The 18583-nt window shown below is 71.2% G+C and carries 15 protein-coding genes and 1 tRNA gene; 3 read left to right on the top strand and 13 right to left on the bottom strand.

Features of this window, described 5'->3' with window-relative positions; translation table 11 throughout:
* Positions 1 to 234 precede the first annotated feature (234 nt).
* The gene (locus SGLAU_RS12595) at positions 235 to 1290 is read left to right on the top strand and encodes a LacI family DNA-binding transcriptional regulator (protein ID WP_043501095.1); all 1056 of its coding nucleotides are present in this window, start codon (positions 235 to 237) and stop codon (positions 1288 to 1290) included.
* A 498-nt stretch (positions 1291 to 1788) separates the two neighbouring features.
* Here SGLAU_RS12595 and SGLAU_RS12590 read toward each other — a convergent pair.
* The 4 genes from SGLAU_RS12590 to SGLAU_RS12575 all read right to left on the bottom strand — a co-directional run bounded on the left by SGLAU_RS12590 (position 1789) and on the right by SGLAU_RS12575 (position 4699).
* Positions 1789 to 1861: transfer RNA gene (locus tag SGLAU_RS12590), tRNA-His, on the bottom strand.
* 111 nt (positions 1862 to 1972) lie between these two features.
* Positions 1973 to 2581: an oligoribonuclease gene (gene orn, locus SGLAU_RS12585; RefSeq protein WP_043501093.1), complete on the bottom strand. Its 609-nt coding sequence runs from the start codon at positions 2579 to 2581 to the stop codon at positions 1973 to 1975.
* 119 nt (positions 2582 to 2700) lie between these two features.
* Positions 2701 to 3981 carry a helix-turn-helix domain-containing protein gene (locus SGLAU_RS12580; RefSeq protein WP_043501092.1) on the bottom strand — a complete coding sequence of 427 codons (1281 nt, stop codon included), beginning with the start codon at positions 3979 to 3981 and terminating at the stop codon, positions 2701 to 2703.
* A 379-nt stretch (positions 3982 to 4360) separates the two neighbouring features.
* On the bottom strand, positions 4361 to 4699 hold the full coding sequence (locus tag SGLAU_RS12575) for a hypothetical protein (RefSeq protein WP_043501089.1): 339 nt from the start codon (positions 4697 to 4699) through the stop codon (positions 4361 to 4363).
* Between the two features lie 303 nt (positions 4700 to 5002).
* On the opposite strand from SGLAU_RS12575, the gene SGLAU_RS12570 reads away from it, so the two are divergent.
* Complete coding sequence (locus tag SGLAU_RS12570; protein ID WP_043501086.1) at positions 5003 to 5530, top strand: universal stress protein; 528 nt, start codon at positions 5003 to 5005, stop codon at positions 5528 to 5530.
* Between the two features lie 340 nt (positions 5531 to 5870).
* Here SGLAU_RS12570 and glmS read toward each other — a convergent pair whose 3' ends face one another.
* Together glmS and SGLAU_RS12560 are read right to left on the bottom strand one after the other, a co-directional pair.
* Complete coding sequence (gene glmS / locus SGLAU_RS12565; RefSeq protein ID WP_043501082.1) at positions 5871 to 7688, bottom strand: glutamine--fructose-6-phosphate transaminase (isomerizing); 1818 nt, start codon at positions 7686 to 7688, stop codon at positions 5871 to 5873.
* Positions 7689 to 7700: 12 nt separating this feature from the next.
* The gene (locus tag SGLAU_RS12560; RefSeq protein WP_043501081.1) at positions 7701 to 7958 is read right to left on the bottom strand and encodes a hypothetical protein; all 258 of its coding nucleotides are present in this window, start codon (positions 7956 to 7958) and stop codon (positions 7701 to 7703) included.
* 305 nt (positions 7959 to 8263) lie between these two features.
* On the opposite strand from SGLAU_RS12560, the gene SGLAU_RS12555 reads away from it, so the two are divergent.
* Positions 8264 to 9859: a beta-N-acetylhexosaminidase gene (locus SGLAU_RS12555; RefSeq protein ID WP_043501080.1), complete on the top strand. Its 1596-nt coding sequence runs from the start codon at positions 8264 to 8266 to the stop codon at positions 9857 to 9859.
* A gap of 80 nt (positions 9860 to 9939) precedes the next feature.
* Here the strand turns inward: SGLAU_RS12555 and SGLAU_RS12550 are convergent, their stop codons facing one another.
* The 7 genes from SGLAU_RS12550 to SGLAU_RS12520 all read right to left on the bottom strand — a co-directional run bounded on the left by SGLAU_RS12550 (position 9940) and on the right by SGLAU_RS12520 (position 18579).
* Complete coding sequence (locus SGLAU_RS12550) at positions 9940 to 11709, bottom strand: IucA/IucC family protein (RefSeq protein WP_043501078.1); 1770 nt, start codon at positions 11707 to 11709, stop codon at positions 9940 to 9942.
* Positions 11706 to 12245 (bottom strand): GNAT family N-acetyltransferase, encoded by a 540-nt coding sequence (locus SGLAU_RS12545; protein WP_043501076.1) that lies wholly within the window; start codon positions 12243 to 12245, stop codon positions 11706 to 11708. Before SGLAU_RS12545 ends, SGLAU_RS12550 begins: the two co-directional genes overlap by 4 nt.
* Complete coding sequence (locus SGLAU_RS12540) at positions 12242 to 13525, bottom strand: lysine N(6)-hydroxylase/L-ornithine N(5)-oxygenase family protein (RefSeq protein WP_052413730.1); 1284 nt, start codon at positions 13523 to 13525, stop codon at positions 12242 to 12244. Before SGLAU_RS12540 ends, SGLAU_RS12545 begins: the two co-directional genes overlap by 4 nt.
* On the bottom strand, positions 13509 to 14951 hold the full coding sequence (desA, locus tag SGLAU_RS12535) for a lysine decarboxylase DesA (protein WP_043501075.1): 1443 nt from the start codon (positions 14949 to 14951) through the stop codon (positions 13509 to 13511). The genes SGLAU_RS12540 and desA overlap by 17 nt, the downstream gene beginning before the upstream one ends.
* 147 nt (positions 14952 to 15098) lie before the next feature.
* Entirely contained in the window at positions 15099 to 15956 is an 858-nt protein-coding gene (locus SGLAU_RS12530) for a siderophore-interacting protein (protein WP_043501073.1), read from the bottom strand.
* A 74-nt stretch (positions 15957 to 16030) separates the two neighbouring features.
* A complete protein-coding gene (locus SGLAU_RS12525) occupies positions 16031 to 17077 on the bottom strand; it encodes an ABC transporter substrate-binding protein (protein ID WP_043501071.1) in 1047 nt (348 codons plus the stop codon).
* Between the two features lie 341 nt (positions 17078 to 17418).
* On the bottom strand, positions 17419 to 18579 hold the full coding sequence (locus tag SGLAU_RS12520; protein ID WP_043501069.1) for an acyl-CoA dehydrogenase family protein: 1161 nt from the start codon (positions 18577 to 18579) through the stop codon (positions 17419 to 17421).
* Positions 18580 to 18583: the final 4 nt, after the last annotated feature.

Raw genomic sequence — 18583 nt, 5'->3', positions numbered from 1 at the left:
GGAACGTGCGGGTTGTGTAAGTGCCAGGTAGTGTGGGAGCGCTCCCATCGGTGATGTGTTGAAGGTTCGTGGCTTCGAGCGGGGGTGTCAAGGGAGCGGACGCGGAGATCTGCGTTCAGTTATCGGCCTGTTAACTGGCGCCCTCGGCCGGGATCGTCCGTGGCCGCTCGGCACCATATGGCCGCGGCACTGTTAGATTCCAGGCCAACGGGTGTACGAGGGAGGGCGAAGCCCATGGCAAGCCACGGAGCGCGGGGCCGCAGCGGCGGCCGGCCGACTCTGGAGGAGGTCGCCGCGCGCGCCGGGGTCGGCCGCGGCACGGTCTCCCGGGTGATCAACGGCTCCCCCCGGGTCAGCGACGCGACCCGCGCCGCCGTCGAGGCGGCGGTCGCCGAACTCGGTTACGTCCCGAACACGGCCGCGCGCGCCCTCGCCGCCAACCGCACCGACGCGATCGCGCTGGTGGTCCCCGAACCGGAGACCCGCTTCTTCGCCGAGCCCTACTTCTCGGACATGCTGCGCGGCGTCGGCGCGGAACTCTCGGACACCGAGATGCAGCTGCTGCTGATCTTCGCGGGCAGCGACCGCGAGCGTCAGCGCCTCGCCCAGTACCTCGCCGCGCACCGCGTCGACGGCGTCCTGCTGGTCTCCGTCCACGCCGACGACCCCCTCCCGGACCTCCTGTCCCAGCTGGAGATCCCCGCGGTGATCAGCGGCCCGCGCTCCGCGGCGGAGACCCTGCCGTCCGTCGACTCGGACAACTACGGCGGCGCGCGCTCGGCCGTCGAGCACCTCCTCGCCCACGGCCGCCGCCGCATCGCGCACATCACCGGCCGGCTCGACGTCTACGGCGCCCAGCGCCGCATCGACGGCTACCGCGACGCGCTCGCCGACGCCGGCCACGAGGTCGACGAAGGGCTGATCGAGGCGGGCGACTTCACGGAGGAGGGCGGCCGCCGGGCGACGGCCGAGCTGCTGTCCCGCCGCCCCGACCTGGACGCGGTCTTCGCGGCCTCCGACGTCACGGCGGCGGGCGCCCGCCACGCCCTGCGCGAGGCGGGCCGCCGGATCCCCGACGACGTGGCCCTGGTCGGCTACGACGACTCGGCGATCGCCCGCCACATGGACCCGCCCCTGACCAGCGTCCGCCAGCCGATCCAGGAGATGGGCCGCCGCATGATCGACCTCCTCCTGACCGAGATCGCCGACCGCCGCCCGGCGGTGTCGCGGGGCCTGGAGCGGCGCCAGGTGGTGCTGGCCACGGAACTGGTGGCGCGGGCCTCGTCCTGAGCGGTGCCCGGCGCGACGGCGCGCGTCGGACCAGGGCCCTCCGTGGCGTACTCCCCTCGGTGCGCTCGGACTCCGGTTTCTCGGTCAGCTCCCGGAGGCCGTACCGGAGGCTCTCGTCCAGCCGGTCCGGCACGGCGCGGCAGGCGTCGGCCGCCGGTTCGGCCTCGGCGAGCGGGAACCTGCCGCTGTGCGGGCCGTCCACGGGGCGCGGGAGGCAACAGGGGGATTTCCCTGCGGCGGACCGGAGAACAGGCGCCGGTGCGGCAGCAGGCGGCGCTGGATTCCCGGCGGCGCCGGGGCGGGCGACGACGTCGGCCCTGTCGGCGGTGTCGTACGAGATGATCCGGCTCATGACCGTCATCGTCGCGGCCGGCGCCGGCGGTCCGGGAACGAGCCGGACGGCCGGCCGCTGAGCGGGCCGCGTGACAGCCGACGGGAGAGCCGTACAACGCGATCAGCCGGTGACCCTCTTCCGAAGGTCACCGGCTGATCACTCAGGGTGAGTGACGGGACTCGAACCCGCGGCATCCTGGACCACAACCAGGTGCTCTACCAGCTGAGCTACACCCACCATGACCGGCGGCGGACTTTTGTCGCTTCCCCGACCGGCCGAGAAAAAGTGTACAGGGTCCGAAGGGGTGCTCGCGCACACGTTTCGCGGCGCCCCTCCCGACGGCCTGTGTCAGCCGTGCCGAGCAGGCAGGACGTACTTCGCGGCGATCGCCTTCGCGGTCTCCGAGTCGGGCCCGGGCTGCGGGACGAAGACGGCCTCGCGGTAGTAGCGCAGCTCGGCGATGGACTCGCGGATGTCGGCGAGGGCGCGGTGGTTGCCGTTCTTCTCCGGACTGTTGAAGTAGGCCCGCGGGTACCAGCGGCGCGCCAGTTCCTTGATCGAGGACACGTCCACGATCCGGTAGTGGAGGTAGTCCTCCAGGATCGGCATGTCGCGGAGCAGGAAGCCGCGGTCCGTGCCGACGGAGTTGCCGCACAGCGGGGCCTTGCCCGGTTCCTTGACGTGTTCGCGCACGTACGCGAGGACCTGTTCCTCGGCGTCCGCGAGGGTCGTGCCGTTCGCCAGCTCGGCGAGCAGCCCGGACGCGGTGTGCATCTCCCGCACCACCTCCGGCATCGTCTCCAGCGCCCGGTCCGGCGGCCGGATGACGATGTCCACGCCCTCGCCGAGCACGTTCAGCTCGGAGTCGGTGACGAGGGCGGCTACCTCGATGAGCGCGTCGTCGGACAGCGAGAGGCCGGTCATCTCGCAGTCGATCCACACCATGCGATCGTTCATGCGTCCACATTACGGCCGTGCGGCGGGGACGGATCCCCCGCGTACCGGCTGCGCGGCGCCCCGGGAACGCCGCGGGGCCACGAGGGGGTTCCTCGTGGCCCCGCGGCGCGGTCGGCCGGTCACGTTCCGCTGCGCTGCCCCGGGAGGCCGGCGCGCGACCCCACGTAGGCGTCCCGGTGGTCCAGGGACCCGGGGGCGCCGACGGCGCTCGCGGCCGCGGTGCGGCGGGCCTGGAGCGGGACCGGGTGGTCCTGGTGGTGCGCGGCGGCGGCGTGCCCGCCCTGGCCCGGCTGGCCGATCCCGCCCGGGCCGGGCTGTCCCGGGCCCGCGCCGAGGCCGGAGCCCGCTGCCACGGACTCGGGGTCGGTCTGCCGCTCACCCTGCGGCCGGCGCGCCCGGTACGCGGCCCGGTACGCCGCCGGGGACGAGCCGAGCTGCCGGCGGAAGTGCCCGCGCAGCGCGACGGGGGAGCGGAAGCCGCAGCGGCCCGCCACCTCGTCCACCGAGTAGTCCGACGTCTCCAGCAGCCGCTGCGCCTGGAGCACCCGCTGGGTGATCAGCCACTGCAGCGGCGCGCTCCCGGTGAGCGAGCGGAACCGGCGGTCGAACGTACGGCGGCTCATGTACGCGCGTGCCGCCAGCGTCTCCACGTCGAACTGCTCGTGGAGGTGCTCCAGCGCCCAGGCGACGACCTCGGCGAGCGGGTCGGCGCCGATCTCCTCCGGTAAAGAGCGGTCCAGGTAGCGTTCCTGGCCTCCGCTCCGGCGCGGTGGGACGACCAGGCGGCGGGCCAGCGCGCCGGCCGCCTCGTTGCCGTGGTCCGTCCGCACGATGTGGAGACAGAGGTCGATGCCGGCCGCGGTGCCCGCCGACGTCAGCACGTCCCCGTCGTCGACGAAGAGTTCGCGCGGATCCACGTGCACCGACGGATAGCGCTTGGCCAGCGTCGGCGCGTACATCCAGTGGGTGGTCGCGGGACGGCCGTCCAGCAGGCCGGCCGCCGCGAGCACGAAGGCGCCGGTGCACAGTCCGACGATGCGGGCGCCTTCCTCGTGCGCCCGGCGCAGTGCGTCGAGCGCTTCCTCCGGTGGCGGCGAGGTGATCGACCGCCAGGCCGGCACGACGACCGTGCCCGCCCGTGAGATCGCCTCCAGGCCGTGTGGCGCGGTGAGTTCCAGGCCCCCTGTGGTCCGCAGCGGGCCGTCCTCACCGGCGCACACGAGCAGCCGGTAGCGCGGTACGCCGGCGTCCTGGCGGTCGATCCCGAACACCGACAGCGGTATGGAACTCTCGAAGATGGGGCCGCCGCTGAACAGCAGCACCGCGACGATCTCCTTGCGGCGACGCCCGGACAGCTTCCGGGCCGCGGTGTCCGGCGCGGCGGTGGAGTCGTGGCTCATCGCGCTAAGCCCCCCTCGGTGGTCGCGGCTCCTCGGTTGTGTCGCTCCTGCACGTTTCCCCTCGGTCCTGCACGAGTCCCCCGCCGTAAGACAAATCAAGATCGAATCTACTGCGTCACGCCGTACCGGGATGGCCAGTTCGCTACCCGGCACATTGTCGACTTGGCAACTTGGCGTAAAGCATTCGATCACGAAGGGTTGCACTCGTGGGCCGTGCAGGGAAGTGCGCCTCGTCGCAGTGGCCAAACCGCGTAGGGTGCAGACCTCACTGGAGACCCTTTCCGTGCAGGTCAAACCGGGGGTGGGGGGCGTTCCGGACGGGTGATGCACACCATTAAGAAGTTGGCTGAAAAGATACGGGCCCGTGCGCGGAAACCGGTCAACCGACCGGTGTATCTCCCTGCCCGCCGGACCGTGCGCCCGATCGTCCGCCGGGGCGCCCGCCGGAGCGCTCGCCGCGGTGTGCTCCCGACCCGGTCCGCTGGTGACGCCCCCGGTGCGGAGCCGGTTCCTCCGCCGGCCGCCGGGCCGCGCCGCGCTCCGACCGCCGCAGCAGCAGCCGGCAGACGGCCGTCACGGCCGCGAGGCCGAGCGCGGTGCCCGCCGCCCCGGCCGGGGAGGTGCCGTGCCACAGGAGCACCAGCGGGACGAGGACACAGCTGAAGGCCGCCCAGCGGACGACCTCGGTGGTGCTGTCCGGCCCGGACCGTGAGGACATGGCTGTGCTCCCTGTGACGCTCCCTGGAGGTGTGGCGGGGGGTTCAACGGCGGGCCCGGCCGGTCGGTCACCTCGCCGTGGCCTGAATCCTGCGCAAACCGCCTGTACGGGGCAGCAACCATTGCGTTACGGGCGCACCCTCGTGCATGCTCCGGTGAACCGCCACCGACGGTGCGCGAGATCTGGGCCAAGGAGGCGTGCCGCCGTACCCTTGGGGGTATGGGGTTGGGAAGATGATTCCTGGACACAGCTCCGCCGCACACTGTCGTCCCACCCAATAAGGATCACAACGCCGAGACAGCCATGGCCGGTCACGACTTCTTCGAACCCGCGGACCGCAAGCGGCCCGTCGCCGATCCCACGGCGGCCGAGCCCCTGGCGGCGGAAGAGCCACGCCACTCGTGCGACCCCGCCTTCAAGCATGGCGTCGTCGTCGGCTTCGACGGCTCCACGTCCAGCGAGCGCGCCCTCGCGTACGCGATCGGCATGGCGCAGCGCTCCGGCTCGGGACTGATCATCGTCCACGTGGCCAACCGGCTGCCCACCACGGTGTGGGCGGGCTGCGAGCCGCCGGTCTTCGTCGACGTGCCCGACCACCGCACCGAGGTGCTGGGGCTGGAGCTGGCGTGTGCGGACTATCTCGCCGAGGTCCCCTGGATCCTGGTCGAGCGCGGCGGTGACATCTGTCACGAACTCGAAGAGGTGGGACGGGAGTACGAGGCGGACGCGATCGTCGTCGGCTCCACGCACGGTGTCGTGGGCCGGATCTTCGGATCGGTCGCCGGGCGGCTCGCCAAGCGGGCGAAGCGCCCCGTGGTGGTCATCCCGTAACCCGTCCGTCCCCGCGTCGCCCCACCCGGCGGCGGGACGCCCGCTCCGGACGGTCAACTCCCTTGCGTGTCACGCGCCTCCACCCCGCGCACAGGTGTTCGTGCTCTTGTGAAGGGCATATACGGGTCACCGCGTCACCGCACCCGCGCGAAGGGGCCCGCCTCGTTCACCGCCGAACGGCGCACCGGCCCGCGTGTTCGCGCGGTGTGCGGCGGGCCGGCGGGTGACGGCCGCCGGCGGCGGCGCGGGCCGGGGCGCTCGGGTGAGCCCCCGCATGGGAACGGACCCCCTGTGTCCGGGGCGGCACCAGGGGGTCCGTTCCTGTTCGTCGCGGGGCGCGCTACTCGACCGTCACCGACTTGGCCAGGTTCCGCGGCTTGTCGATGTCCCGGCCCAGGGCCAGGGCCGTGTGGTAGGCGAGGAGCTGGAGCGGGATGCCCATGAGGATCGGGTCCAGCTCGTCCTCGTTCTTCGGGACGACGATCGTCTGGTCGGCCTTCTCCTGCTCCTGGTGGGCGACCGCGAGGATCTTGCCGCTGCGGGCCTTGATCTCCTCCATCGCGGCCCGGTTCTTCTCCAGCAGGTCGTCGTCCGGGACGATGGCGACCGTCGGGAGGGCGGGCTCGATGAGCGCCAGCGGGCCGTGCTTCAGCTCGGAGGCCGGGTAGGCCTCGGCGTGGATGTAGGAGACCTCCTTGAGCTTCAGGGAGGCCTCGCGGGCGACCGGGTAGCCCCGGACGCGGCCGATGAAGAGCATCGAGCGGGCGTCGGCGTAGGCCTTGGCCAGCTTCTCGATCTCCGCCTCCTGCTCCATGATCTCGGAGATCTGGGCGGGCAGCTTGCGCAGGCCCTCGATGATCCGCTTGCCGTCGCGCACGGACAGGTCGCGGGTGCGGCCCAGGTGCAGGGCGAGCAGGGCGAACGCCACACAGGTGTTGGTGAAGCACTTGGTGGACACCACGCACACCTCGGGGCCGGCGTGCACGTAGACGCCGCCGTCGGCCTCGCGGGCGATCGCCGAGCCGACGACGTTCACGACGCCGAGGACGCGGGCGCCCTTGCGCTTCAGCTCCTGGACCGCGGCCAGCACGTCGTACGTCTCACCGGACTGGGAGACGGCGATGTACAGGGTGTCGGGGTCGACGACCGCGTTGCGGTAGCGGAACTCGGAGGCCGGCTCGGCGTCCGCGGGGATGCGCGCCAGCTCCTCGATCATCTGGGCGCCGATCATGCCGGCGTGGTACGAGGTGCCGCAGCCGAGGATCTTCACGCGGCGGATGCGGCGGGCCTCGCGGGCGTCCAGGTTGAGGCCGCCGAGGTGCACGGTGGAGAACCGGTCGTCGATGCGGCCGCGCAGCACGCGGTCCACGGCGTCGGCCTGCTCGTGGATCTCCTTGTGCATGTAGGTGTCGTGGCCGCCCATGTCGTAGGAGGCGGCCTCCCACTCGACGGTGGTCGGCTCGGCCGTGGTCCGGGTGCCCTCCGTGGTGTACGTACGGAAGTCGTCGGCCTTCAGGGTGGCCATCTCGCCGTCGTCCAGCGTGACTATCTGCCGGGTGTGGGTGACCAGCGCGGCGATGTCCGAGGCGACGAACATCTCCTTCTCGCCGATGCCGAGGACGACCGGGGAGCCGTTGCGGGCGACGACGATGCGGTCCGGGAAGTCGGCGTGCAGGACGGCGATGCCGTAGGTGCCCTCGATGAGACGGACGGTCTCGCGGACCTTGTCCTCCAGCTTCTCGGCCTGCGAGCGGGCGATCAGGTGGACCAGGACCTCGGTGTCGGTCTCGGAGAGGAACTCGACGCCGTCCGCCTCCAGCTTGCGGCGCAGGTCGGAGGCGTTGTCGATGATGCCGTTGTGGACGACGGCGACCTTGCCCTCGGCGTCGAGGTGCGGGTGGGCGTTCACGTCGGAGGGGGCGCCGTGGGTGGCCCAGCGGGTGTGGGCGATGCCGGTGGTGCCCTTGAAGCGCGCCGGGACCTTCGCCTCCAGGTCGCGCACCCGGCCCTTGGCCTTGACCATCTTCAGGCCGGCGGCCTTGGGGGAGGTCACGACGATGCCCGCCGAGTCGTAGCCCCGGTACTCCAGGCGCTGGAGGCCTTCGAGGAGCAGCGGCGCGACATCCCGCTTGCCGATGTATCCGACGATTCCGCACATATATGGGTATTCCTAGCCGTAGACGATCCGCCGCAGCTGCCGGAGCGTCAGCTCCGGCGGGGCCACGGCGCGATATTTGAGGTCCGCCTCGATCCGTTCGAAGATCGCCGCGTTGACCAGGCCCTGGGCCTGGAGCTCGCGGTGGCGGCGACGGACGTACTCCTCGGTCGTCTCGTCGAAGAAGGCGAGCACGTCCTGGATCACGCGCAGCGCCTCGCCCCGGTTGAGGGCGGTGGACCGCGTCAGATGATCAACGAGTTCGTCGTGCACCCGGTAGATCCTGGAGTAAGGGGCGGGGTTTTGCAAGAATCCTGCCCGATTCCGGGCAGGGCCCCTGTGGGGATGCCGTGCGGGGCTGTGGCGCCGCTCACCATCTCCGCCCCGTGGCGGGGAGGGCCGCGGGCCCTCGAGTGCCGGGGGCGGCCGCCGCTGCGGACGGCGCACCCGCCAACGCGCCCCGCGCCGCGAGGAGTTCCCGCCACGCGGGAGCCGTTCCACTTGTTCTGCCGCGGACCGATCTGCGGGAGAGTGGTTCAGACCAAGGGTGGTCTATACCCCTTTCGAAGGGAGCACGTGTGAGACGGCACAGACTGCACCTTCTCGGCTCGCTGCTGCTGGTCGCGGCGGCCGGCGTCCTCACCTCGGGCGCGGCCCCCCAGCCCGCCGGCCGGCCCGCCTCCGCCGGGCCCAGGCCCCTCGGCCAGGTGATCCCGGCGCCCGCCTCGGTCACCCCGGGCGGAGCGCCGTACCGCATCACCGGCGGCACCCGCATCCACGTCGGCGGCTCACGCGAGGCCCACCGGATCGGCGAGTACCTCGCGGACCTCCTGCGGCCCTCCACCGGCTACCGGCTGCCCGTCACCGAGGAGGGAGCGGGCGGCATCCGCCTCCGCCTCGCCCAAGGCCCGTACGGCACCGAGGGGTACCGGCTCGACAGCGGCCGCGGCGGCGTCACCATCACGGCGGCCCGGCCCGCCGGGCTCTTCCACGGTGTGCAGACCCTGCGTCAGCTGCTGCCCGCGGCCGTCGAGCGGGACACCGTCCAGCCCGGCCCCTGGCTGGTCGCCGGCGGCACCGTCCGGGACACCCCGCGCTACCCCTGGCGCGGCGCCATGCTCGACGTCTCCCGGCACTTCTTCACCGTCGACGAGGTCAAGCGGTACGTCGACCGGCTCGCCCTCTACAAGTTCAACAAGCTGCACCTGCACCTGAGCGACGACCAGGGCTGGCGGATCGCGATCGACTCCTGGCCGCGCCTGACCACCCACGGCGGTTCCACCGAGGTCGGCGGCGGCCCCGGCGGCTTCTACACCAAGGACGACTACAGGGAGATCGTCCGCTACGCCGCCGCCCGCCACCTGGAGGTGGTCCCCGAGACAGACATGCCCGGCCACACCAACGCGGCCCTCGCCTCCTACGCCGGCCTCAACTGCGACGGCGTGGCACCCCCGCTCTACACGGGCACGGCCGTCGGCTTCAGCTCGCTGTGCGCCGGCAAGGAGATCACGTACGACTTCGCCGACGACGTGATCCGCGAGCTGGCCGCCCTCACCCCGGGCCGCCATCTGCACATCGGCGGCGACGAGGCGCACTCCACCAGCCACGCCGACTACCAGGCGTTCATGGACCGGGTGCAGCCGATCGTCGCCAGGTACGGCAAGACGGTCGTCGGCTGGCACCAGCTCACCGGAGCCACCCCGGCCGAGGGCGCGCTCGCCCAGTACTGGGGCCTGGACGGCACCGGCGCCGAGGAGAAGGAACGGGTGGCGAAGGCGGCGCGGAACGGGACGGGGATCATCCTCTCGCCCGCGGACCGGATCTACCTCGACATGAAGTACGACCGCACCACCCCGCTCGGGCTGTCCTGGGCCGGGTACGTCGAGGTGAAGCGGTCCTACGACTGGGACCCGGGGGCCTACCTGCCGGGTGTCCCGGCGGACGCCGTCCGCGGCGTCGAGGCACCGCTGTGGACGGAGACCCTCGAGAATTCCGCGCACCTGGATCACATGGCCTTCCCCCGGCTGCCGGGCGTGGCCGAGCTGGGCTGGTCGCCGGCCGCCACCCACGACTGGGAGGCGTACCGGACGCGGCTCGCGGCGCAGGGGCCGCGCTGGGACGCGCTCGGCATCGGCTACCACCGGTCGCCGCAGGTGGACTGGCCCGCGGGATAGCCCCGGACAGGCCCGGGCGGACGGCGGACGGGCGCCCCGGAGGACCGTACTCCGGGGCGCCCGCCCTGCTTCCCCGCGGCTCAGAACCCGGCGATCGGGTTCCGCAGCGTGCCCACGAGCTGGAGCGCGCCCGAGGGGTCCGCGAGGTCGACCATCTGCTTGTTGTCGCGCAGCTGGAGCCGGTTCAGGCAGGACAGCGCGAACTCGGGGGCGAACATGTCGTACTGCGCGAACTTGTCGGCGAGTTCGGGCGTCGCCTCCTGGTACTCCCGGGTGACCTCCGCGACGGTGCGCCAGAAGTCCTCCTCCGCCACGATCCCCTCGGTGGCGAGGTTCGCCGCGAGGAAGCGGAAGAAGCAGTCGAAGACGTCCGTGAAGATCGACAGCAGCTTGGTGTCCTCGGGGACCTCCACGCGGATCCGCCGGACCTCCGGCGGCAGCGCCGCGTCCGGGTCCATGACGGCGATCTCCTCGGCGATGTCCTTGTAGATCGCGCGTTCGACGGCGCCGTCCTTCAGGACCAGGATCACGTTCTCGCCGTGCGGCATGAAGACCAGGTCGTAGGCGTAGAAGCTGTGCAGCAGCGGGGTGTAGTACGCCCGCAGGTAACGGCGCAGCCACTCCACCGGGTCCAGGCCCGAGCGGGCGATCAGCGCGCCCGCGAAGGAGGCGCCCGCGTGGTCGACGTGCAGCAGCGACGCCATGGTCGCCAGGGACTCGCCGTCCTTCAGGGAGGGCACCGGGCTCTCCCGCCACAGCGCGGCGAGCATCTTGCGGTACGGCGAGTAGCGGTCGGTGGCCCGCTCGTACTCCAGGTGCCGGTAGCCGACCGCCGCGCGCTCCCGGATGATCGTCAGGCCCGTGGACCTCAGCACCGGGTCGCCCTCGATGAGCTGGGCCAGCCAGTCGTTGATCGCCGGGGTGGCCTCCATGTAGGCGGCCGACAGCCCGCGCATGAAGCCCATGTTGATGACGGACAGGGCCGTCTTCACGTAGTGCTTCTCGGGGCTGGTGGTGTTGAAGAAGGTGCGGATGGACTGCTGGGCCAGGTACTCGTCGTCGCCCTCGCCCAGGCACACCAGGTGCTGCCGGGCCACCTCGGCGGCGAAGGTGACGGTCAGCTTGTTCCACCACTGCCAGGGGTGGACGGGGATGAGCAGGTAGTCGGCCGGGTCCAGGCCCTTGTCGCGCAGGATCCCGTGGAAGCGGTCGACGGTCGCAGCGCCCAGCTCCCGGCGGAAGAAGTCCTCGTAGTCGATGCCGGCCCCGGCCGTGAACGCGGCGCGCGAGCGGTGCGCGGCCAGCCAGACCAGGCGGACCGGGTTAGCGGTCTCCGGGGCGTACGACAGGTACTCGCGGATGCCGAAGCCGAGCCGCCCGTTGTTGGCGACGAAGCAGGGGTGGCCCTCGGTCATCCCCGTCTCGATCGCCTGGAAGCCGCTGCCGGCCAGCTCGGCGGAGGGGACCTGCGGCTTGGTGAGCTTGTAGCAGGTGCCGGACAGGGTGGACGAGATCTCCTCCAGGTAGACCGGCAGGATCTCGTCGCTCAGACCGAGGGCGTCCTTGAACTCGATGAAGAAGTCGAGCGCGGCGAGCGGCAGCTCGGTCCCGTCCCGGTGCCGGGTGACGGAGGCGGCGTCCACCTGCCAGTGGTCCAAGGCGCGGCGGACGGCACGGAAGCGGTACGCGGTCAGCTTGTCGTCGCTGCGGACGACGTACCCGTCCCCGTCCTCCTCCGGCGTGATCAGCCGCTCGTGGGCGAACTCGGCGAGCGCCTTGCGGATCAGCAGGCGGTTGGCCTGCTCCCAGCGCTCGGGGGACAGGTGCGCGACGGAGTCGGCGAGGCTCATGCGGACACCCCCGTCGCCGCCAGGAACTGCTCGCGGGTGCAGAAGCTGAGCAGCGCGGTCTTCTCCGGCTTCTCGATCTCCCGCTCCGGGACGAAGCCGACGGCCGCGTTCAGGGCGTGCACGGCCTTGTTGCGCACGTCCGGCTCGACGACGACCCGCCGGGTGGCCGGGTCCTCGAAGAGGTGGGCCATGACGGCGGTGATGACGGACCGGGTGAAGCCGTGCACCGGCGTGTCGGTCGGCGGGGTGAGGAAGTGCATGCCGACGTCCCCGGGCTGCGGCTCGTACAGGCCGACCAGCTCGCGGTGGGCCGGGTCGTACTTCTCCATCAGGAAGGCCGGCTCGCCGTCCTTCAGGCCCAGCAGGGCGTGGTGGTGCTCGTCGGCGGCTATCTCCATGTAGGCGCGCTCGACGTCCTCCAGTTTCGCGTCCTGCATCATCCAGAACGCGGCCTTGGGGTGGGTGACCCAGGCGTGCAGGAGCTCGGCGTCCTTCAGCGGGTCGAGGGGGCGGAAGGTGAAGGCGGTGCGGCTCATACGGCGAACTCCTGGAACGCGATGGTCTTCTCCACCGGGTAGTACTCGCTGCCGAGCAGCTCCCGGATGATGTAGCTGTTGCGGTAGGCGCCCATGCCCAGGTCGGGGCTGGTGATGCTGTGGGTGTGGACGCCGGCGTTCTGCAGGAAGACGCCTCTGCCGGTGACGTCGATGGCGTAGTTGCGGCCGACGTCGAAGCTGCCCTGGGAGTCGTAGACCAGGCGGTCGCGGACCGGCTTCAGGAACTCGGGCTCGGCGTAGCGGTAGCCGGTGGCCAGGATCAGGCCGTCCGAGGTGAGCCGGAAGTCCTTGCCCTGCTCCTCCTGGCGGAAGCCCAGGGTGTACGTGCCGTCCTCGTACGACGCGCTGGTAAGCGCCGAGTTGGTGAGCAGGCGGGTGGGGACCGGGCCGCCGAGGTTCTTCTGGTAGAGCAGGTCGAAGATCTCGTTGATCAGGTCTCCGTCGATGCCCTTGAACAGGCCCTTCTGCTGCTGGGTGAGGCGGTAGCGGGTCGGCTCCGGCAGCGCCCGGAAGTAGTCGATGTACTCCGGGGAGGTCATCTCCAGGGTGAGCTTGGTGTACTCCAGCGGGAAGAACCGCGGGGAGCGCGTGACCCAGTTCAGCCGGTAGCCGTGGACGTCGATCTCGCCGAGCAGGTCGTGGTAGATCTCGGCGGCGGACTGGCCCGAGCCGACCAGCGTGATCGACTTCTTCTTCACCAGCTCCGCCCTGCTCTGCACATAGCGGGAGTTGTGGATGAAGTCGCCGCCCAGGCCCCGGCACGCCTCGGGGATGTGGGGCGGGGTGCCGGTGCCGAGCACCAGGTGGCGGGCGCGGTACGTCTCACCGGCGGCGGTCCGCACCGCGTACAGCTCGTCGGCCTCGTCGTACGTCACCTCGGTGACGGTCGTGTTGAAGCGGACGCTGCTCAGCTTGCTCGCGGCCCAGCGGCAGTAGTCGTCGTACTCGACGCGCAGGGGGTAGAAGTTCTCGCGGATGTAGAACGAGTACAGCCGGCCCTTCTCCTTCAGGTAGTTCAGGAAGGAGTACGGCGACGTCGGGTCGGCCAGGGTGACCAGGTCCGACATGAACGGCGTCTGGAGGTGGGCACCGTCCAGGAACATGCCGGCGTGCCACTCGAAGTCGGGCTTGGAGTCCAGGAAGACACCGTCGAGTTCGGCGATCGGCTCGGTGAGGCAGGCGAGGCCGAGGTTGAAGGGCCCGAGTCCGATCCCCACGAAGTCGTAGGTCTTGGTGGTGGATTCAGGAAGCGCGGTCAAGGGAGTCTCCCAGGTACTGCTCGGCGTGGCCGGCGATCAGGTCGAGGACGGCGGCGATGTCGGAGGCCTTCGTCTCAGGGTTGAGCAGGGTGAACTTCAGGTAGTGGCGGCCGTTCACCTTGGTGCCCGCGACGATGGCCTCGCCGGAGGCGAACAGGGCCTTGCGGGCGTACAGGTTGGCCCGGTCGATCTCGGCCGGGTCGGTGACGGCGGCCGGTACGTAGCGGAAGACCAGGGTGGACAGGCTGGGCTCGACGACGACGTCGTAGCGCGGGTCGGCGGCCAGCAGTTTCCAGCCCTCCCGTGCGAGGCCGCACACCTCGTCGAAGAGCTGCCCGATGCCGTCGGCGCCCATCACCCGCAGGGTCACCCACAGCTTGAGGGCGTCGAAGCGGCGGGTGGTCTGGAGGGATTTGTCCACCTGATTGGGGATACGTTCCTGCACCATCCGGCGCGGATTCAGGTACTCCGCGTGGTAGGTGGCGTGCCGCAGCGTGGCCGCGTCCCTCACCAGCAGGGCGGAGGAACTCACCGGCTGGAAGAAGGACTTGTGGTAGTCGACGGTGACCGAGTCGGCGCGCTCGATGCCGTCCAGCAGGGCGCGCCGGGTGGGCGAGGCGAGCAGCCCGCAGCCGTAGGCGGCGTCGACGTGCATCCAGGTGCCGTACTGCGCGCACAGTTCGGCGACCTCGGGGAGCGGGTCGATGGAACCGAAGTCGGTGGTGCCCGCGGTGGCGACGACGGCCATGGGGACGAGGCCGTCCTTCACGCAGCGCTCCAGCTCGTGGGCGAGCGCGACGGTCTGCATCTGCTTCTCGTGGTCGACCGGGACCGTCACGACGGCGTCCTGGCCGAGGCCGAGCAGTTTCGCCGACTTCTTCACGCTGAAGTGGCTGACCTCGGAGGCGAAGATGCGCAGTGTGCCCAGGTCCCCGGTCTTGGCCTCCTCGCGGGCCAGCAGCAGGGCCTGGAGGTTGGACTGGCTGCCGCCGGAGGTGAAGACGCCGTCGGCGCTCTCGCCGAGCCCGATCCGGGCGGCCGTCCAGTCGACGAGCTTGCGCTCGATGAGGGTGCCGCCGGCCGACTGGTCCCAGGTGTCCAGGGAGGAGTTGACGGCGGACAGGATGGCCTCGCCGAGCACCGCCGGGATGACGACCGGGCAGTTGAGGTGGGCGAGGTAGCGGGGGTGGTGGAAGTAGATCGCGTCGCGGAGGTAGACGTCCTCCAGCTCGTCGAGGACCGCCGTGGTGTCGTGCAGTGGCCGGTCGAGGTCGATCCGCTCGATGGCGGGGGCCAGGTCGTCGACCGTGACGCCGGTGAACGGGCGCTGCGTGGTGGCGAGTTTGGCTGCCACCCGCTCTACTCCTTCGGTCACGGAGCGGCGATACTGCTCCGCGGTCGTGTCATTGAGCAGGTGCGAGCGCATGTCGAGGTCCTCCGGTGGGGACTGGCCGTGCGGACGGAAACGGGCGGCCGGGGCGGGGCCCGGGACCCCGGCTTACTAAGGTTAGCCTAACCTAAGTTGAGCGGGTCAAGTACCAGGATCCGCGCAACTCCCGCCCCACAGGGGCACTTACTCCCCCTGCTCCCGCAACTGCTCCTCGGTGAGCCCCTGCCGCCAGTAGCCCACGAAGGTGACCTGCCGCCGGTCGATGCCGCGCTCGCCGACGAAGTGCCGGCGCAGCGACTTCACCGAGGAGGACTCGCCCGCGAGCCAGACGTACGGGCACCCGGCCGGGGGCAGCCGGGCGTCGCGCAGGGCGCTCAGGGCCATGGGGGAGTCCTGGGCGCGGCCGTGGTCGCCGATCAGCCAGGTCACCTCGGCGTCCGCCGCCGTCGGCAGGTCCAGCACGTTCCCGGCCTCCTGGACCTCCAGCCAGACCCGCGCCCGCTGACCGGCCGGCAGCGCCTCCAGGATCGCGGCGACCGCCGGAAGCGCGGTCTCGTCACCCCACAGCACCACCAGATCGGTGCCCCGCGGCGGCCGGAACCGGATCGCCCGGTTGTCCGCGACCGCCGGGCCGAGCACCAGCACTCGGTCCCCGGCGGTGGCCCGCGCGGCCCACCGCGAGGCGGGACCGGCGGGAACGGCGGCACCCGGCTCCACGCCGTGCAGCACGAAGTCGATGTCGATCTCGTCGGGGTCACGGCGCAGCGAGCGCAGGGTGTACGACCGCATCACCGCCCGGACGCCGTCCGGCAGCGCCATCCACCCCTTCCACCAGTCCTCGCCCAGCTCGACGGGCACGACCGGGGCGTCCTGCCCCGGCTGCGGCAGGAACAGCGACAGCGACTGGTCGCACCCGTCGGAGCGGAACGCGGCGAGGTCGTCCCCCGCGAAGGTGACCCGGACCAGAGACGGACCGAGCCGCTGCGTCCGCACGACCTGGAGGGAGAAGAAACGGAACGGAGCGGCTACGGCGGTGAGCATCGAGTCTCCTGAGGTTCCCTCAGGGGGCCGGCCGTCGCCCGCGGCGCGTCAGCCCCCTGATCGTCCGGCGAGCTTCAGCTGACCTTCTTCGCGTTCTCGATCGCCTCGGCGAGGTTCGTGAGCAGCGGCGTGCACTTGCCGTACGACAGGATGGGCTCCGGCGAGCGGGGGATGACCTGGCCGGCCTTCACCGCGGGCAGCTTCTTCCAGGTGGCCTCGGTGATCGCCGCGGGCTGGGTCGCCTGCGCCCGGTCGTCCATCATGATGATGTCCGCGCCGTACTTGTCGACGTTCTCCCAGCTCAGCGCCTCGAACCAGCCGCCGCCCTGCGCCTTCGCCTTCTCCGACGGCTCGATGAAGTTCACACCGAGCGCCTTGAAGTACTCCAGGTCGATGGAGAGGTTGGTGCCGGAGACGTAGAACAGCTCCGCGCTCGCCGACCCGGCCATCACCTTGATCTCGGGGCGGGCCTTGGCGGCCTTGCGCAGCCGCTCCGCCGCCGCCTCGAACTCCTTCTTCGCGGTGACGGCCTCCTCGGCCTTCAGGTCCGCGCCCAGCGACTCGGCCAGCGCCCACATGCGCTCCAGCGGCTGGGTCAGCTGGCGGTCGTAGACGGAGACGGCGACGCTGGGGGCCAGCTTGGCGATCTTGTCCTTGGACTCCTCGGGGACGTACCAGAGGGTCCCGGCGTCGTCGAACATCGTGGTGATGAGGACCTCGGGGGCGAGCGCCGCGTACTTCTCGACGTTGAACTGGCCCCAGACGTTGCCGAGGATCTCGACCTTGCTGATGTCCATGTCGCCGGCCTGCACGTCCGGCTTGCCGTCCTGGGTCTTCGTCGGGCCGAAGACGCCCTTGACCTGGATGCCGTAGTCGTACAGCGCGGCGGCCACGCCGGTGAAGGCGACGATGTTCGCGGGCACCTTGTCGAGCTTCACGGTCGTGCCGCGGTCGTCCTTGAAGGTCCAGGGACCGGAGGCCTTCGCGGCACCCGACGCGTCCGAGCCACCGCTTTTCGTGTCGTCGCCGCCGCAGGCGGCGAGGACGGCACCGAGGCCGAGGGCGCCGCCGGCGGCGAGGATCCCGCGGCGGGTGGGGTTGGTGGCACGGGCGTTGGGCATGAGTGTGGCTGCTTTCGAACAGGGCGGAGAGCCGCCGGACAATTCGAAGGTAGGTTAGCCTAACCTCAGATCTTGTCCAGGGGTGGGGAGCCCCCGGTTCGGGCGCGGGGGCGGTGCGGGCCCGTCCTCGCCGTCAACGCACGCGTCAGCCCGCGGAGTTGGCCGGGGCGCCGGCCCGGAGGATGATCAGGATCACGTGGGCCCCGGCGGGACCGGACGGCTGCGGCGTGGCTCCGGCAGCACACCAGCCCCCGCCGGATCGCGCGTCGAACCGGCGGGGGCCGCGAAAGGTGCGGGGCTTCAGGGTCCTTCCGCCCGGGCCGCCGCGACGTCCGGGCCGGTCAGCTCACCAGCCCCAGCTCCCGGGCGATCAGCATGCGCTGCACCTCGCTCGTGCCCTCGCCGATCTCCAGGATCTTCGAGTCACGCCACATCCGGGCCACCGGGTACTCGTTCATGAACCCGTACCCGCCGTGGATCTGGGTGGCCTCGCGGGCGTTGTCGACGGCCACGGTCGACGAGTACAGCTTGGCCAGGGCCGCCTCCTTCTTGAACGGCTCCCCGGCGACCAGCCGGGACGCCGCGTCCCGCCAGGCGAGACGGGCGGTGTGCGCCTTCATCTCCATGTCGGCGATCTTGAACTGGATCGCCTGGTTCGCCGCGATCGGGCGGCCGAAGGCGTGACGTTCCTTCGCGTAGCGCACCGACTCGTCGACACAGCCCTGCGCCAGCCCCGTGGCCAGCGCCGCGATGGCGATCCGGCCCTCGTCGAGGATCCGCAGGAACTGCGCGTACCCACGCCCCTCCTCGCCCAGCAGGTTCTCCGCCGGCACCCGCACGTCGGCGAAGGACAGCTCACGGGTGTCGGAGGCGTTCCAGCCGACCTTGGAGTACGGGGCGGCGACGGTGAAGCCCGGCGTGCCGGACGGCACGATGATCGCGGAGATCTGCGGCCTGCCGTCGGGCTTGCGGCCGGTGACGGCGGTGACCGTGACCAGGCCCGTGATGTCCGTGCCGGAGTTGGTGATGAAGCACTTGGTGCCGTTGATCACCCACTCGCCGGTCGCCGGATCCCTGCGCGCGGTCGTCCGGGTCGCCCCGGCGTCGCTGCCGCCGTCCGGCTCGGTCAGGCCGAAGGCGCCCAGGAGTTCACCGGAGCAGAGCCGGGGCAGCCACTGCCGCTTCTGCTCCTCGGTGCCGAACAGGTGGATCGGCATCGCGCCCAGGGAGACGCCCGCCTCCAGGGTGATGGCGACCGAGGAGTCGACCCGGGCCAGCTCCTCCAGCGCGATGCCCAGCGCGAGGTAGTCGCCGCCCATGCCGCCGTACTCCTCCGGGAACGGCAGTCCGAACAGGCCCATCCGGCCCATCTCGCGGACGATCTCGTACGGGAACTCGTGCCGTTCGTAGTAGTCGCCGATCTTCGGGGCCACCACGTCGTGCGCGAACTCCTCCACGGTGCGGCGGAGTTCTTCCAGCTCGGGGGAGAGACGGTGGTCCATCGTT

The organism is Streptomyces glaucescens, assembly GCF_000761215.1.
GTDB classification, from domain to species: domain Bacteria; phylum Actinomycetota; class Actinomycetes; order Streptomycetales; family Streptomycetaceae; genus Streptomyces; species Streptomyces glaucescens_B.
The sequence above is the reverse complement of the archived record's forward strand: the minus strand, read 5'-3'. Positions and strand labels throughout refer to the sequence as shown.